A 15,481-nucleotide genomic window follows, 5' to 3' on the forward strand; every position below is an offset into this window, starting at 1 on the left:
ATGCGGAATGCTTCGTATTTCATCCACCCAGGATAATGTTTCATACCTTTTTTCCCTGCCATAGCAAAACCTCCTATCATAGTTTTATTCTACAATAGGAGGCTTTTAGTTTCACTGTCCGTTTTTTAGGGTTCTATTCAAGTAAATGCAGTGCTTTCTATTAACTCTTTCTAGCAAAGACACGAACTCTTTCAAATCTGCTTTCCTTCCCTGCAATGAGCCTTTTTATATTGCTCCTATGTGTATAAAATATAAATGCCGCTATAATAAAACTGAACACAAGTGCCACCAGTCCGATATTATCCATATTTAATAAATAAAGTGTAATCATTGCGATGGGAAAGGCAACAGCTGCCGTCAATGAGCTTAGAGACACATAGCCACTGCTGGTCAGCACTGCAGCAAATGCTGCAGCCGAAACCAAAAGTGCGATTGGGAATAATGCAAGCAGCACCCCTGTTGAAGTAGCTATTCCTTTTCCGCCTTTAAAATGCGCAAATATAGTGAAACAATGCCCTAATACAGCAGCAGCACCCGCAAGTATGGGAACAAGTATACCGTTTTCAGTAGGAACTCCGGATATATTTAATCTTGATACCCATGCTGCTGCAGCAAAGCCTTTAAAAATATCCACAGCTACAACCAAAATTCCGGCCTTCCAGCCCATAACCCTGAAAGAATTTGTGCCTCCAGCATTTCCACTTCCATAGTTTCTAATATCAATTCCTTTTATAATCTTACATACAATTATGCTGGTAGGTATGGAACCAATAAGGTAACTGAGAATGATTATAACAACAATGTTGACCATACTAATCATTATTATTCCTCCCCATTTATATTAGATAGCAGTTATTTAGCTTGTCTTACCTAATACGTTCTCTTCTTATTGGATATATACAGCAAGCTGCTGCTCCTTTTGTTTAATGCAAAGAACATGTAAGCACTTTAATGTCACATTTTAAAACTGTTGATGTTAAATGTCTTCCCCTTTGCAGCTTCTATAATCTTATCAACGGCTGATGTTTCATCTGTCGTGCAAATGCAGCACAGATTAAAACCCTTTTTCTTAATAAGAGCGGAAACCTCAATACAATCTGTCAGTGGGCAATCACTCTTAAAGGGTACATTCGGTTCACCGTCAGTAAGCAATACAATATTTATATTCTTCTTTAAGCTTCTGGCTGCATATTCATACGCAACATTTAACCCATGGGCAAGAGGGGTAACCTCCTGAATCTCAATCTTGTCTATCAATTTCCTGATAGACTCTTTGTTATTTGTAAACTTTGAGTACAGATATGCATTTTTACTTGAAAACGTAACTATTGCAGCCCCTCCTTTCAGCTTACGGCATATTTCAATCACCATTCTTTTGACTGATTCTATATTATCCCCCCTCATACTCTGGCTGTTATCTATTATAAATATGGTATTCCTATAATCTTTTACAGCTCCTCTATATACTTTTATATCTCTATCCTCAATTTCACTGTCCTGATTTATCCAATATCTCTTTTTGAGCAGAGAAACTACTGTCCCGCTAATATCTATATTTTCAATCCAGTCATCTTTATGATAAGGAATGTATATTTTACTATTCTCATCTTTATCTCCTTCTGTTTCTTCTTTTATGAGACAAGAATTCTTTTTCAGATATCTGATAACCTTCTGGATTTTATCAGTGTTTTCTATCTTGTCGATACCATTATTTTTACTGAATAAGCCTCCTCCGACCAAAGCGCTGATATCCATGCCTCCTCTTTTCATTCGTATTGGAGTATCGGAGTATTCACCGCTAAACTTATCCCTTGGACTTTTGAATATGAGAAAACTGCTGAAAATTCGATATCTTCGGCATCTGAACTTCTTTATTTTTTTAAGACTTAATCCCTCTGACAATATACACTCTTCTATAGTACAAACCGCAGGAATTATCTTTCCATACATGTCAGACCGTATCTTTATGGCAATATGAACATGAGATCTGTTTGTAAAGCTGTTACGCAAAAACAGATCCTTGCCGTTTCCTGCGATAGCACCATTACTCTCTTTATCCTGTACAACAATTTCCACACCTTGAATGAATAATTCTTTCAATCTTTTCAATATTTCACTGCAATTAACATTTCCGCCGCTGTGAAAAGTATCAATATGAACATATGAGCCTGCGCTTTCCTGTCCGTAAAGGCTATTCCCCAAATCCTTTGACTTTATGATTATAACCTCACCTTTACCGACATTGAAAAGATGGAGTTTTGTGCTCACAATGCTGCTTTCCCCAATGCGCACACCCCGATGGCTGTTTAATTCGGATATTATCTTATTCTTGAAGAAAATCTCATTGTGTATCAATTTTCCTTATGTCCTTTCCTGTAACCACCCAATTATCTTCATCAATATCTATAAGGGGCCTTGCATCCTCCAGGGATTCGCTGTTTGAACTGCTTTTTCCCTTCGCATTCTTTTTAGACATACTTGCCAGTCTGGACATAAAACCCTCACGCGGTAAATCCAGACCGTCCGGATTATTGTTTATGTTGTCAGAATCGGTCTTCAAATATTGAATAGCCTTTTCCTTATATTCACTCTCTATATTTGACATATAGCTTATTACCTTCACAACATTTTCTTTCGTAACGCGATTCCTATGCTCAAGCATTGAAAGTATTTTTGCTCCTTGCAGAATTGACTTTATAGGTCTTATGCTTTCCATACTGAAATTTTTATAGAGCTTTGCCATTAGCAAATATATTTCATCAGGGACTTCCGGTTCCCCTACCTTTTCTTCACTGAATATTTTCAGAGTGTGCTCCAGATCATCAAGATAAAACCGGCCGGGTCCACAGATAACTTCTTTTATCTCTTCAATCGATTCAGGCCTTTTCACATTAACCTCAAAGTCAAACCTATCGCTCAACTGTTTCCTTATATCCTTAATATGTCCTGGTTCCTCATCAGGATTTGAAGCTGCCCAGATTGATATACTTACAGGAAGTTCAATATCAGAAAGTCCTGTCTCTTCAATCTGTATCCTTCCCGGTTTTGTCCCCATTACATCAAGCAGTATATCTGTGATCTGAGCTGATGTTTCTGCCAGGCGATTGATTTCGTCAATAAATATAATACCCCGGTTTGCTCGTGGGATTGTCCCCAGTAAAAAAGCAGCTTCCGGGCTGTCCTTGTCTATCAGCTTTTTAAGATCTATACCCCCAGCTACGGTCCCCGGTTTTGCTGAATGGGATATTTCCAAAAAAGGCATAGGTATATATTCTCTACCCAGCGATTCTATTCCTTCTTTGCTCATTCCACGGTGCATATTACATACCGGATGTTCCGGGCTGCAGTTAAAAGAACAGTCTTTTATCCTTTCTATGTAAGGAAGTACATTCTTAAATGCCCTGATTATCGTCGTCTTGCCGATCCCTCTCAGCCCTGTGGCATGTACATGTACCGGCACCCCAATGTAAGTCGATAGTGCTGATATTTTAAGACATTCAACCATATTCCTGTTTCCATTATGCAATACAATATCATTGTTATATTTCAATTATATCCCTCCCTATACTATTATTCTTAAAAGTGTTACTATTATGCTCTCTTATAAAAATAACTTTAACTCAATAGTACTTATAGGGTGGGGTATACTATCTATATGAAACACCCTTCGGTTTAAATCTGCAATCTGAAACCGGAGGGTGTCTGCAATTGATTAATACGATACATTCTATTTAACAATATCATATCTCCGGGCTTTCAGCGCCACCGTCTTATGCGTAATCCCCAAAGCCTTCCCCGCAGCGTTGAAACTCCCATACTTCACCAAGGCCTGTTTTATTATCTCCTTCTCATACTCTTCCAAAGTAGCTATATTCCCTGCGTTATTCATATTAATAAGCGTTGCATTGCAGTCTGTACATACGTTTACTTGATAAAGTGAAGATATGTATGAAGGAAGATTGCTGATTTCTATCTCATCGCCATCAGCCAGGGCAATGACTCTTTCTACTAGATTTTCCAATTCTCTTATATTGCCAGGCCAATCGTAGTTATGCAGACAGCTGTTTGCCTCTTTGGAGATACCTTTAATTTCCCTTCCCATATTTGAACTTATTTCTTTTACAAAATACTGAAGCAGCATGGAAATATCCTCTCTTCGTTCCTTCAAGGTCGGTACATAGATAGGCACGACATTAAGCCTATAATACAGGTCCTCTCTGAAAGCTCCTTTCTCCATCAGTGCTTCAAGGTTGCAGTGAGTTGCAGCGATAATCCTTACATCACATTTTATCGTTTCATTGCCGCCAATCCTTTCAAATTCTTTATCCTGTATGACTCTCAAAATCTTTACCTGCATATCCACCGGCATATCGCCAATCTCATCCAGGAAGATTGTTCCGCCATTTGCCTGCTCGAATTTTCCTATCTTCCTTCTATTAGCCCCTGTAAAGGCACCCTGCTCATATCCGAATAGCTCCGATTCCAAAAGCGTCGATGGTATAGCTCCGCAATTCACTATTGAATATGGACCTTTTGCCCTGCTGCTGTTATTGTGTATGCCCTTGGCTATCAACCCCTTCCCTGTGCCGCTTTCTCCCGTGATCAGCACATTGGAACGAGTTTGTGCTGCTTTGTATGCTATCATAAGTACTTTTTTGATTGAGCTGCTTTCACCGACTACCTCATCAAACATCCCTCTACCATCAAAATCATTGTTATAAGAAGATAAATTGAGCTCGATAATTTCTCTTTTTCTATGCTTTTCCTTTGTATCCTCTTCCCTGTAAATTGCTATTACTCCCTTGAATTCAGCATCAAAATATATTGGAGATGCACTTACGCTTACAGGGTCAACGCCCTTTTTTAAAGCAAGATTGCCGCGTATACATTTTTTCTTTCTAAATGCAGTCAAAATTACATCATCATTTTTAGTCATGAATATATTAGTCCCAACTTCGATGTGGCTTCCAACCTTCATTATCCTTTCATAGCTGCTGTTGAAATACTTAATATATCCGCGCTCATTTATTATGCATACTCCATCAGGTAAATTGTCAAACAGGTGATAGCTCTCAAATCCTGAGAAGTCCTTGTTTGTTGGTATGCTGGATTTAATATTCAAGCTAGTAACACCATTATTCTTCACCTTTAACCCTCCATTTCACGTACTAAACGGTTCTTGAAGAAATTACATTTGCCCCTGTGGAAAAAATATTTTCAATCAATATAGCTCCGAGCTTAACGGGTGCATCTATTTCTATAGAGTTAATTTCTTTCATGCAAGCAAATATCAGTTTTTTGGGTATTGGTTTATCTGTCCTGACTGGCAGTCTTTTTAAGTTGGTATTTTTCAGCTTTACTGTTGAAGTTAATATTCTGGTGGGATTAGTAACCTCTGTAATCCCATACCCTTCACCTCTCTTGCAGCTGTTGCCCCTAACAAGATAACCCGAAGTACTGCTTTTATCCTCGCTTACTTCCATAGTGCAGCCGATCGGGCAGATAGTGCATGTTATAGCCGTCTTACCCATATTCATACCCCCTTTCACTCAACGTCAACAGTTAATAATGAATGATCTCCTGCCTTTAAATCCTCAGCAGTAATATTTATGTGCTCCATTTCTCCAGGCCGCATGTATGCTTTGTTTATTTTCTTTATGACAGTTTCACCGATCCTTACTACCAGCTTCTCATTCTTAAATATTCTATCCACTCGCATATACAAGTCAATTGAGTGCTCTACGTTGTTCTCTCTTATAATCTGTGGCACTATATATCTAATGCCTTTACCCGGCTTTGTATTTATTACATGACCATAAACACTTGTTTTATCTTTTATAAACCTGGCAGCATTTCTTCCTGCCTTCCGGCTTTCTTCCGTCACATTATCAACAAGGTCATGGACATGCACTACATTACCACAGGCAAACACGCCCTCAACTGTTGTTTCCATGGATTCATTTACAACAGGCCCACCGGTAACCGGATCTATTTTTACACCGAAGCCTTTGGACAGCTCATTCTCCGGGATCAAACCCACTGATAAGAGGAGGGTATCACATTCATAATACTGTTCTGTCCCTTTAACCGGTTTTCTCTTTTCATCAACCTCTGCTATTGTGACTCCCTCAATTCTGTCCTTTCCCTTAATATCTACAATTGTATGACTGAGGAGCAGCGGAATATCATAATCGTCGAGACATTGTACAATATTTCTTATAAGTCCACCCGGATAAGGAAGGACTTCCGCTACTACCTGAACCTGTGCCCCTTCCAGAATGAGCCGCCTGGCCATTATCATGCCAATGTCCCCTGAACCTAGTATTACTACCTTTCTGCCGACCATATAGCCTTCTTTGTTGACAAACCGCTGTGCCGTACCAGCGGTAAATATACCGCTTGGTCTTGAACCCGGTATATTTATTGCTCCCCTTGACCTTTCCCTGCATCCCATAGACATCACAATTGCCTTTGCCTTGATACTGACAAGTCCGTCCGAGCTGCTGACTGTGCTGACAATCCTATCTTCAGTTATGCCCAATACCATGGTGTCAAGTTTGTAGTCTATTCCAAGATCCTTTAGCTCATTGATAAACCTTTCCGCATATTCCGGTCCTGTCAATTCTTCCTGGAATATATGAAGCCCAAAACCATTGTGTACGCATTGCTGCAGAATACCTCCGAGTTCTATGTCCCTGTCAATGATTAATACTTCGTCTGCTCCATTCTTTTTAGCCTCTATGGCAGCTGCCAATCCAGCCGGTCCTCCTCCAATGACTGCAATATCATATTCATGCATTATATCACCTCCTCAAATTTCTTTTGATGCTGCAGCAAACTCATTGATAACTTCATATAAACAGTGGTCTTTGGTTTCCCCTGTCAGAATATAAGATTTCCGACTGTTTTTTACTACATCTTTAATATCAATTTTCAATTCTCTTGCCAGTATTTCCATAACCCTCGGTCCGCAAAAGCCTCCCTGACACCGCCCTGTACCAGGCCTTACCCTTTTCTTTACGCCGTCTACAGTCCTGGCTCCAACCTTTCTATGGATTGCATCAACTATTTCTCCTTCCGTTATGCTCTCACACCTGCATATGATCCTACCGTACCTTGGGTCCTGTTTTATAAGCTTGTTTTTCACCTCTTCCGGAAGCTCCATGAATCTCATAACTTTTCTCCTAATAGGATTGAAATTCATGTTCTCATCAGCTCTACCCATTAACTCTTTTAATATGTCCGCTACATACACTGCTATTGCTGGGGCAGATGAAAGACCTGGCGATTCAATCCCTGCGACATTTATGAACCCGCTTGCCTCTTTTGATTCACCTATAACAAAATCATCTGTATCTGATCTTGCTCTGATACCCGCAAAAGCTGTAATCACTGCCCCGGGCAGTAATCCTTCTGCTGATCTGGATGACGCATTCCATATATATGAGATACCTTCCAGTGTAGTCTGTACTGCGTCCTTCTCTTCTACATCCTCTGCGTCAGGGCCGATGAGAATATTACCATGGACCGTAGGAGATATTAGAACCCCTTTGCCAACATCCGAAGGACACTGGAATACAACAGTGTTTACAAAGTTGCCTATACTTTTATCAAATATGTTGTACTGACCTCTTCTTGGCAATATTTTAAAACTCGGAGCTGCCACCATGTTATTGATCTTATCAGAATATAAACCCGCACAATTTATAACATATTTTGCATCTATATGTTTATCTGGCATGTACACTCTGTAACCTGCTGCAGTTTTCTCAATATTGATTACCTCACTGTCAAGCAGAATCTCCACACCATTCTCTACGGCATTCTCTGCTAAAGCTATTGCCATCTCCCATGGTGAAACTATACCTGCGTTTCTTGCGTACAACGCTCCAACTACTACATTGCTCAAATTTTTATCTATTTCATGTACTCTTTCTTTGCCTATAATCTCTAAATCAGTTACACCGTTAGAAATGCCTTGATCATATAATTTTTGTATTGTCTTCATTTCTTCAGGTCTGAAAGTCAGAACAAGCGATCCTGTCTTTTTATAAGGAACATCAAGCTCCCCGCATATCTTTTCAAACATCATACTGCCTGGAGCATTGAATTTTGCCTTTAAAGTACCCGGTTTTGCATCATATCCAGCATGGACTATTGCACTGTTGGCCTTTGTTGTACCATCAGCCACATCACTGTTTTTTTCAATCAATACAGTCTTAAAATCATACCTTGAAAACTCCCTTGCAATAGAACACCCGACAATTCCAGCACCGATAATTGCTATATCAAACATTTATATTCCTCCTCTTTTAGAGAAATCTTATTTTTATTAAAAAAATAAAGCCGCACTAGTTCAAACCTATCATTCCATAGGTCAACTTGTGCGGCTCTCCAATTCAAAAGCCCTCAATATTCATTTCTAAGTAAAGCTTATCATACAGATTAAGCTTTGTAAATAGTGTTTAGTCCTCCCACTTTAATGCTCTGCTGACAGCCTTTCTCCATCCTGAATATTTCTTTTCACTAACGCTCTTATCCATCGATGGGTTAAATACCTTGTCAACATTCCACTTTTCAGCTATCTCATCCTTATTTGACCAGAAGCCGACTGCAAGGCCTGCGAGATATGCGGCACCAAGAGCTGTAGTTTCAGTTACTTCAGGTCTGTAAATCGGAACGCCGAGTATATCTGACTGGAACTGCATCAGGAAGTTATTGGCAACAGCGCCACCATCAACCTTTAATGCCTGGAGGGTTATCTTTGAATCTTCCTGCATTGCTTCAAGTACGTCCCTGGTCTGATAAGCTATTGATTCCAGGGTTGCCCTTACTAAGTGGTTTTTGTTGGCTCCACGGGTAAGGCCGAGTATGCTGCCTCTCGCATACATATCCCAATACGGAGCGCCCATTCCGACAAAGGCAGGTACTACATAAACTCCATTAGTATCTTCAACTGAAGCAGCCATCTCTTCAGTTGCTGCAGCATTATCTATTATCTTTAATTCATCCCTCAACCATTGAACTGATGCACCGGCGATAAAGATACTTCCTTCCAGAGCATATTCTACTTTACCATCCAATCCCCATGCTATGGTTGTAAGTAGGCCGTTATTTGATGCAACAGCCTTCTCCCCTGTATTCATAAGCATGAAGCAGCCAGTTCCATAAGTGTTTTTCGCCATACCTGGTTTGTAGCATGCCTGCCCGAATAATGCAGCCTGCTGATCTCCTGCTGCACCGGCTATAGGAATTTCCACTCCGAACAATCCCGGGTCTGAATTCCCATAAACACAGCTTGATGGTTTTGCTTCCGGAAGTACTGATTCAGGTATATTAAGCTCTTTCAGTATATCTTTATCCCAAGCAAGATCATGAATGTTAAACAGCATAGTTCTTGAAGCGTTGGAGTAATCAGTCACATGAACCTTACCCTTAGTCAGATTCCATATCAACCATGTATCAATATTTCCAAAATACAGATCACCCTTTTCAGCTCTTTCTCTTGCACCAGGAACATTGTCAAGTATCCATTTTACCTTTGTGCCTGAGAAATAGGCGTCCACTACAAGACCGGTCTTGCTTCTGATTGTTTCAGCAAGTCCCTTTGCCTTCAAATCGTCACATATAGGTGCTGTTCTTCTGCACTGCCAAACTATAGCATTATATACAGGTTCTCCGGTATTTTTATCCCAGACTACGGTGGTTTCCCTCTGGTTAGTGATACCTATAGCAGCTATATCTTGACCGGTTATGCCCGCTTTTGCAATTGCTTCATTTGCCACACCAATTTGGGTTGCCCAAATCTCAATTGGATCATGCTCTACCCAGCCTGCTTTTGGATAGATCTGTGTAAATTCCTTCTGAGCTACGCTGACTATCTTGCCATCGTGGCCAAAAACAATAGCTCTTGAACTTGTGGTACCCTGGTCTAATGCCAGTATGTACTTAGCCATATGTGTTCCCCCTTTTAATTATTTTCTGTGTCTTGATCTAGAATAATCCCAAATAGAGGAATGAACCTAATATTGCGCCGACTATCGGACCAAATACTGGAACCCAGGAATAACCCCAATCCGCACCGCCTTTCCCTGCTATAGGGAGTATGGCATGGGCAATACGCGGGCCAAGGTCACGACAAGGATTGATTGCATACCCTGTCGGTCCGCCGAGTGAGCAACCTATTGCTGTTATCATTGCAACACTCATCATTGGTCCAAGGCCGTCAACCATTTTGTTGGCTCCGATGGCCAGGGCCATAAATGCCAGAACAGCAGTAACAATCATTTCAGTAAGGAAGTTTTTTCCATAATCTCTGACAGCAGGAGCTGTACAGAATACACCCAACTTTGCAGATTTATCCTCGGTTATCGCCCAGTGGGGCAAATAAACCAACCATACTATTGTAGCACCTATTATAGCTCCAATCATCTGTCCGGCTATAATTCCAGGTACCAAAGCCCATGCTAAAGATCCAACTACTGCGCTTGCTATAGTAAGAGCCGGGTTAAATGAAGCTCCCGGTGCTGCCAAAGCACCCATACCAACTGCAAGACCCCATCCTACAGCTATCACAATCCAGCCTGATGCCTGTGATTTTGACTTGTTTAGCGTAACTGCCGCACATACGCCTCCACCAAATATAATAAGTACCATTGCGCCTATGAGTTCATTTAAAAACGGTGACATAATGTTTACCTCCTTATAATTTTGGATTTTCTAAGCTGTTTCTACAATGTCGATATAATAGCGTAACCTATAGTTTTTTTGCTTCCCGCCCCCCCTTTCTCTTTTATAGTTTTCCCACCAGTAACATGAAGGGAAAATTGCATTTCTACATATACCAGATTTCCTTTATGCTGGTGGATATGCCTATAGCACCGGCATTCAGACTCCCAATCACATCCTCTTTATCCCTTATCAGGCCGCCCGCTATAACTGGAATTCTGGTTTTGCTATGAACCTCTCTAATAACCTTGGGTATTATACCGGGTAAAATTTCAACAGCATCCGGCTTCGTTGAGTGCAATGATTCTATCCCACTTGCTAAAGATAACGAGTCCAGCGCAAAGAGCCTTTGTATGATGAATATGCTGTTATTCTTCGCTATCTTTATAAGACTGCTTTTTGTCGTTATTATCCCATCAGGCTTTATATTGTCGTGGAAATATTTTAACGTTACGGCATCCTTTGAAAATCCCTCTATCAAGTCAATATGTACAAGTACACACTTTCCTGCATCTTTAAACTTTTCAACGATACTTTTTATATTGGAAATGTCACCCTTCAACAGAAAAACTACATTGCATGGTGATTTAATTGCAAGGTCAATATTGTTGAGATCATTTATAGCAGCAATAATCGGGTTTTTATAAATCATAGTATAAAATTCATTTGACATCAAAATACCTCCCTAATTTAATTTATTATAGCAATATCCATGCCAGAACTTAAAAGCACTATTATTCTCAATATTTTATAGCATTTAGAAACTTCGTTGATACTTTTTACCAAATTTTATTGAATAATGGTAATAATCGTTGGTAAACTATAGCAATTTTTTAGATGCATTATAATTTGAGAGTGTACAATTAAAGTTCTTTAAATTATTTACTATTCCTCCATATTTTTCTAAGTTTTAATAATTTATTTAGTGTCGAATTTGCTCTAATAAAGTCAATTATTGTATAGATAATCAACACAATTTATATATTCAAAATTTAATAAAACCTTTACATAGAAGATGTACCAACTCAATAATTACTACTATACATTTCTCGAATTTATGCTTAAGTGAATTTTTAATTTTGCTCAATCAGAATACAAAAAATTTAAAGCACTACATTCTATATAGAATGTAGTGCTGGAAGTCAGTGTTGAACAGTTATTATCTCTGCTTTATTCATTTATATAAGTATTCACTCTATCCTGGATAGTCTTTACCGTGTCCTCGGCTGTCTTTTGTCCTTCAAAGAAGGCTTCAGTCTCTTCTTAGACGATTGCTAATACCTGTGATATCCTCTACTATATCTCCATACCTGCTGACAATACCCCTATTACCTGATTCATCTCATCCATTATGGGTGCTGCTACATTTACACCTAATCTATTGGATTGGCTGGATACAAATGGTACGGATACATTTGGTCTACCCTGTGAAGCCTCTTGGAACCAAGGGCGGTATATGACAGTTTCAGTTTTTTTCTCGCTTGTTATATATATACATTCTCCATTCATATCTCTTGATCCAATGAATAAAAAACCGAATTTATTTGCTTGCTCCTTAAAAACCTTTCTTTGCATTTCAATATTACCTTTTCTCACAAACTCTTCCTTCGAAAGCTTTATCAATTCAACCTTGGCCTTTTCTATATCCGCCTTGACCTCCTCAGGAATTTGATATTTAGCAATTATCCCAGTGGATATATTATGTAAATCATTCGATATGGAATATAACGTTTCTGCATTATCTCTTATACCTTCAAAGGACTCCATCTGCTGCTCACTTGAAGCCGCAACCTCCTGGGCACCTGCTGCCGTCTCCTCCGACACAGCTGCCATTTTTTCAGCTGCATCCAATACTATTCGAACATTGGATACCTGATTTAATGACAAATGTTTAATACTTCCCATTGAGCCGTCCAGTTCATTAATCCCATTTACCATCTCATCAAAAAATACGCTTGAGCTTTCGCCTCTATTGATATTCTCCTTTGCCTTATCCTGACCTCTTATGATTACCTCTGCTGCTTTATTGGCTTCAGCCTGAATTTCCATGGCAATAATTCTGATCTTTTCCGCTTCCCTGGAAGATTGCTCGGCCAATTTCCTTACCTCTTCTGCCACCACCGAAAAACCTCTACCATGTTCTCCAGACCTTGCAGCTTCTATTGCTGCATTTAGAGCTAACAAGTTAGTCCTTTCAGCGATTTCTGTAACTATATTGACAAAATCAGTTATTTTTGATGTCTTATCCTTCAGATTTTTCATGCTTTCCACTGAGTTGCTGCTATCTTCTGCTGATAATTTTAAGTGTTCCAACAGACCTTCCAAAACTTTTTTTGTATCCTCAACCTTTAATACTATGTTCTTTATAATAGCCTCGCCTTTACCCGTTTCATGATCAATCTCCTCTGCCATGCCTACCAGACTGGTTATATTTTCTGATGTTTCCTGGGCTGCCAGAGCCTGTTCACTTGCCCCTTTAGCAATTTCCTCTATTGATACTGCAATTTGCTGAGCTGCAGTATTTGCATTTTCTGTTTCCTTTGCAAGATTATCCACATAAAAATTCAGTTGATCCGATGTTCTTTGCATCTTCCCAATCATTCTTAAAAAACCTTCTAAAATCTGTTCGACTGACTTAACAACTTGAAGTAGGATTTTGTCTTTGATTTTTATACCTTTTGATTTTTTCAGATATGCAGCTATATCGCCATCTTCAGCTTCAGCCAAGTGTTTTGAAATGCCAATAAAAGACTTGAACCATAAATGATAAATTACCGGAGCTAGGAGCATAACCACAGCCAGGGTAATTAGAAGAAATACAACTGAATTGTTAATAACACTTTGCAATATGCTTTGAATAATGTAATAGATCAAAATAGGCGTCCATAAAACCAATACCAGGCTAAAAAAGTTTTGAAATCTGTTTCTGCTAATTGAGTTCATAAAATATCTCCTCCCTATAATGCAACAATTTCTAGAATCTTAAGTGCTTTTCAAATTGTCATTTTGCAACGTAATCCTTATAATTTGTTTCATGTTGAATCTTGCACTTCATTATGTCTACTCAATTGTACTCATATTGTATACAGTTTGTATACAATCGAGCATAAACGAATATAAGTTAAATTCTATATTGACTTAAAAATTCCTCCTAAGAAATATACATTTTTGAGAAACTATTCAAAAAATGTATTTATTATGTCCGAACAAACAGAGTACTGAATTTGCTTCCAATAGGGTACAACCTTTAAAATTACATTTCCCAGCAGCATGAAATAAAAAGATAAGCTGTATTAGTCAATACGACAAGTACAGCTTATCTTTTACTTTTTATATCTTTGAGTTTGAAAACAAATCCGACAGCCTAACCTCCGGATTCTGATAACGCTTCCTTTTTGCTGTTCTATCAGCATATTCAATAGCTTGCATAGGGCACCACTGTATACAGGCGACACATTGCTCGCAGGCATTGCCCCATTTGGGCTGCACACCCTCCATTTTAATATTGCCGACTGGACATACCCGTTCACATGTTCCGCATCCGTTACATTTTTCAGTAGTGTGGAAATTTTCTGCCATACTGCCGATTCCAGTCAATATTTTGTTCACAGGGCCAATAGTAAGCCGGGATAATAAATCCCCTTTCATTATACGAGTAGATTTTCTTTCCTTCACTGTTATTGAAATACTGCCGGCTCTTTTCTTTTCTTTTTTTAGAAGTGTCCTCTGGATTACATGGGGAAATGCACCATATTTAACGATATAGTTTCCCGGCATAGGCACCCGAAAATTTGCATTTAAAAATCCACCACGTTCTGCAATCAATTGGCTTAATTGCGAGAAGGCCAACCCATGAGTCCCTCCGAAAGTTACAACACCGAAGATATACTGAGACTTGTTGAAGCTCAGCTTTTTAATGAACCGCCTTACAATAGCAGGAACACTGGAATAATATACTGGAAAAACAAAGCCGATCCTTTCAAATGACAGGTCTACACTGTTTTCTTTCATTGCCTCCGCAATCGACACAACTTTGGTATCTCCGATTTTATCAGCGATATCTCTCGCTACCGCCAAGCTGTTTCCAGTACCAGTAAAGTAGAATATTATATTTGCCATTATGAGAAACCACCTTTCCATTTAATATGCCTTGTCTTACACTATTTCTTCATTAAACCATCGAGTATTAATGAAACTGTAAATTTTATTTCCTTTAAAGTCTCATTATATGTCTCATCCGATGATAAATGGCAGTCTATCCTGCTTCTGATAGCCTCAGCAACAATAATAATACTTTTTGCAATTCTGTCAGTCTCACAAGAAATAATTTCTTCGTCTTTGATGCAGCATCCCAAAATTCCAGATAAATGTGCTATTTCTTTTTCGATGATTCTACTGTACATTTCATTAAATAAGGGTGCTATTTTCTGGGCACTGTCAATACTCAGCTGATTCAGATTCAATGCATCTTTTATAAATTTGAGCCGCTCCGTCAGATAGGTGAGTATTTTTTCCTTACACCCTTGAACCTTATCCACTTCAGCAAAAACACTGCTCAAAAATGTATTCGTTTCTGAATAAATGACTTCTGTATAGATGCTTTCCTTGTTCTTAAAGTAATAATACAAAGACGCTTTGTTCAAACCCACCAATTTTCCTATATCATCAAGTGTGGTTTTTTCGTACCCATACCTGGCAAAGCATGAACTTGCAGCCTTTACTATATCCGTCCTCTTATCTTGAGTTTCCATTT

13 protein-coding genes are annotated in these 15,481 nt (G+C 39.0%); all 13 read right to left on the bottom strand.

Annotated elements, in window-relative coordinates:
• Nucleotides 1-160: 160 nt before the first annotated feature.
• The 13 genes from plsY to VEB00_04625 all read right to left on the bottom strand — a co-directional run bounded on the left by plsY (nt 161) and on the right by VEB00_04625 (nt 15,479).
• Nucleotides 161-820 carry a glycerol-3-phosphate 1-O-acyltransferase PlsY gene (plsY, locus tag VEB00_04565; protein HYF82284.1) on the bottom strand — a complete coding sequence of 220 codons (660 nt, stop codon included), beginning with the start codon at nt 818-820 and terminating at the stop codon, nt 161-163.
• Between the two features lie 134 nt (nt 821-954).
• Nucleotides 955-2,268, bottom strand: coding sequence for a vWA domain-containing protein (locus VEB00_04570; protein ID HYF82285.1), 1,314 nt, complete (start codon nt 2,266-2,268; stop codon nt 955-957).
• Between the two features lie 73 nt (nt 2,269-2,341).
• Complete coding sequence (locus VEB00_04575) at nt 2,342-3,550, bottom strand: magnesium chelatase (GenBank protein HYF82286.1); 1,209 nt, start codon at nt 3,548-3,550, stop codon at nt 2,342-2,344.
• A 177-nt stretch (nt 3,551-3,727) separates the two neighbouring features.
• Nucleotides 3,728-5,146 (bottom strand): sigma 54-interacting transcriptional regulator, encoded by a 1,419-nt coding sequence (locus tag VEB00_04580; GenBank protein ID HYF82287.1) that lies wholly within the window; start codon nt 5,144-5,146, stop codon nt 3,728-3,730.
• A 22-nt stretch (nt 5,147-5,168) separates the two neighbouring features.
• Nucleotides 5,169-5,531, bottom strand: a complete 363-nt coding sequence (locus VEB00_04585; GenBank protein HYF82288.1) for a DUF1667 domain-containing protein — start codon at nt 5,529-5,531, stop codon at nt 5,169-5,171.
• 14 nt (nt 5,532-5,545) lie between these two features.
• Nucleotides 5,546-6,802 (bottom strand): FAD-dependent oxidoreductase, encoded by a 1,257-nt coding sequence (locus VEB00_04590; protein HYF82289.1) that lies wholly within the window; start codon nt 6,800-6,802, stop codon nt 5,546-5,548.
• A gap of 9 nt (nt 6,803-6,811) precedes the next feature.
• The gene (locus VEB00_04595) at nt 6,812-8,296 is read right to left on the bottom strand and encodes an NAD(P)/FAD-dependent oxidoreductase (GenBank protein HYF82290.1); all 1,485 of its coding nucleotides are present in this window, start codon (nt 8,294-8,296) and stop codon (nt 6,812-6,814) included.
• 169 nt (nt 8,297-8,465) lie between these two features.
• Nucleotides 8,466-9,956 carry a glycerol kinase GlpK gene (glpK, locus tag VEB00_04600; GenBank protein HYF82291.1) on the bottom strand — a complete coding sequence of 497 codons (1,491 nt, stop codon included), beginning with the start codon at nt 9,954-9,956 and terminating at the stop codon, nt 8,466-8,468.
• Nucleotides 9,957-9,993: 37 nt separating this feature from the next.
• Nucleotides 9,994-10,692: an MIP/aquaporin family protein gene (locus tag VEB00_04605; protein HYF82292.1), complete on the bottom strand. Its 699-nt coding sequence runs from the start codon at nt 10,690-10,692 to the stop codon at nt 9,994-9,996.
• 142 nt (nt 10,693-10,834) lie between these two features.
• Nucleotides 10,835-11,401, bottom strand: a complete 567-nt coding sequence (locus VEB00_04610; protein ID HYF82293.1) for a glycerol-3-phosphate responsive antiterminator — start codon at nt 11,399-11,401, stop codon at nt 10,835-10,837.
• 623 nt (nt 11,402-12,024) lie between these two features.
• A complete protein-coding gene (locus VEB00_04615; GenBank protein HYF82294.1) occupies nt 12,025-13,671 on the bottom strand; it encodes a methyl-accepting chemotaxis protein in 1,647 nt (548 codons plus the stop codon).
• A 387-nt stretch (nt 13,672-14,058) separates the two neighbouring features.
• Nucleotides 14,059-14,847 (bottom strand): EFR1 family ferrodoxin, encoded by a 789-nt coding sequence (locus VEB00_04620; protein HYF82295.1) that lies wholly within the window; start codon nt 14,845-14,847, stop codon nt 14,059-14,061.
• 41 nt (nt 14,848-14,888) lie between these two features.
• The gene (locus VEB00_04625; protein HYF82296.1) at nt 14,889-15,479 is read right to left on the bottom strand and encodes a TetR/AcrR family transcriptional regulator; all 591 of its coding nucleotides are present in this window, start codon (nt 15,477-15,479) and stop codon (nt 14,889-14,891) included.
• Nucleotides 15,480-15,481: the final 2 nt, after the last annotated feature.

It is taken from the genome of Clostridia bacterium, assembly GCA_035628995.1.
Classification (GTDB): domain Bacteria; phylum Bacillota; class Clostridia; order Lutisporales; family Lutisporaceae; genus BRH-c25.

Bases quoted from the DNA above. Each gene is read 5' to 3' on its own strand.
- plsY (HYF82284.1), bottom strand. From the start codon at position 820: ATGATTAGTATGGTCAACATTGTTGTTATAATCATTCTCAGTTACCTT.
- VEB00_04585 (HYF82288.1), bottom strand. From the start codon at position 5,531: ATGGGTAAGACGGCTATAACATGCACTATCTGCCCGATCGGCTGCACT.
- VEB00_04595 (HYF82290.1), bottom strand. From the start codon at position 8,296: ATGTTTGATATAGCAATTATCGGTGCTGGAATTGTCGGGTGTTCTATT.
- glpK (HYF82291.1), bottom strand. From the start codon at position 9,956: ATGGCTAAGTACATACTGGCATTAGACCAGGGTACCACAAGTTCAAGA.
- VEB00_04610 (HYF82293.1), bottom strand. From the start codon at position 11,401: ATGTCAAATGAATTTTATACTATGATTTATAAAAACCCGATTATTGCT.
- VEB00_04615 (HYF82294.1), bottom strand. From the start codon at position 13,671: ATGAACTCAATTAGCAGAAACAGATTTCAAAACTTTTTTAGCCTGGTA.
- VEB00_04620 (HYF82295.1), bottom strand. From the start codon at position 14,847: ATGGCAAATATAATATTCTACTTTACTGGTACTGGAAACAGCTTGGCG.
- VEB00_04625 (HYF82296.1), bottom strand. From the start codon at position 15,479: ATGGAAACTCAAGATAAGAGGACGGATATAGTAAAGGCTGCAAGTTCA.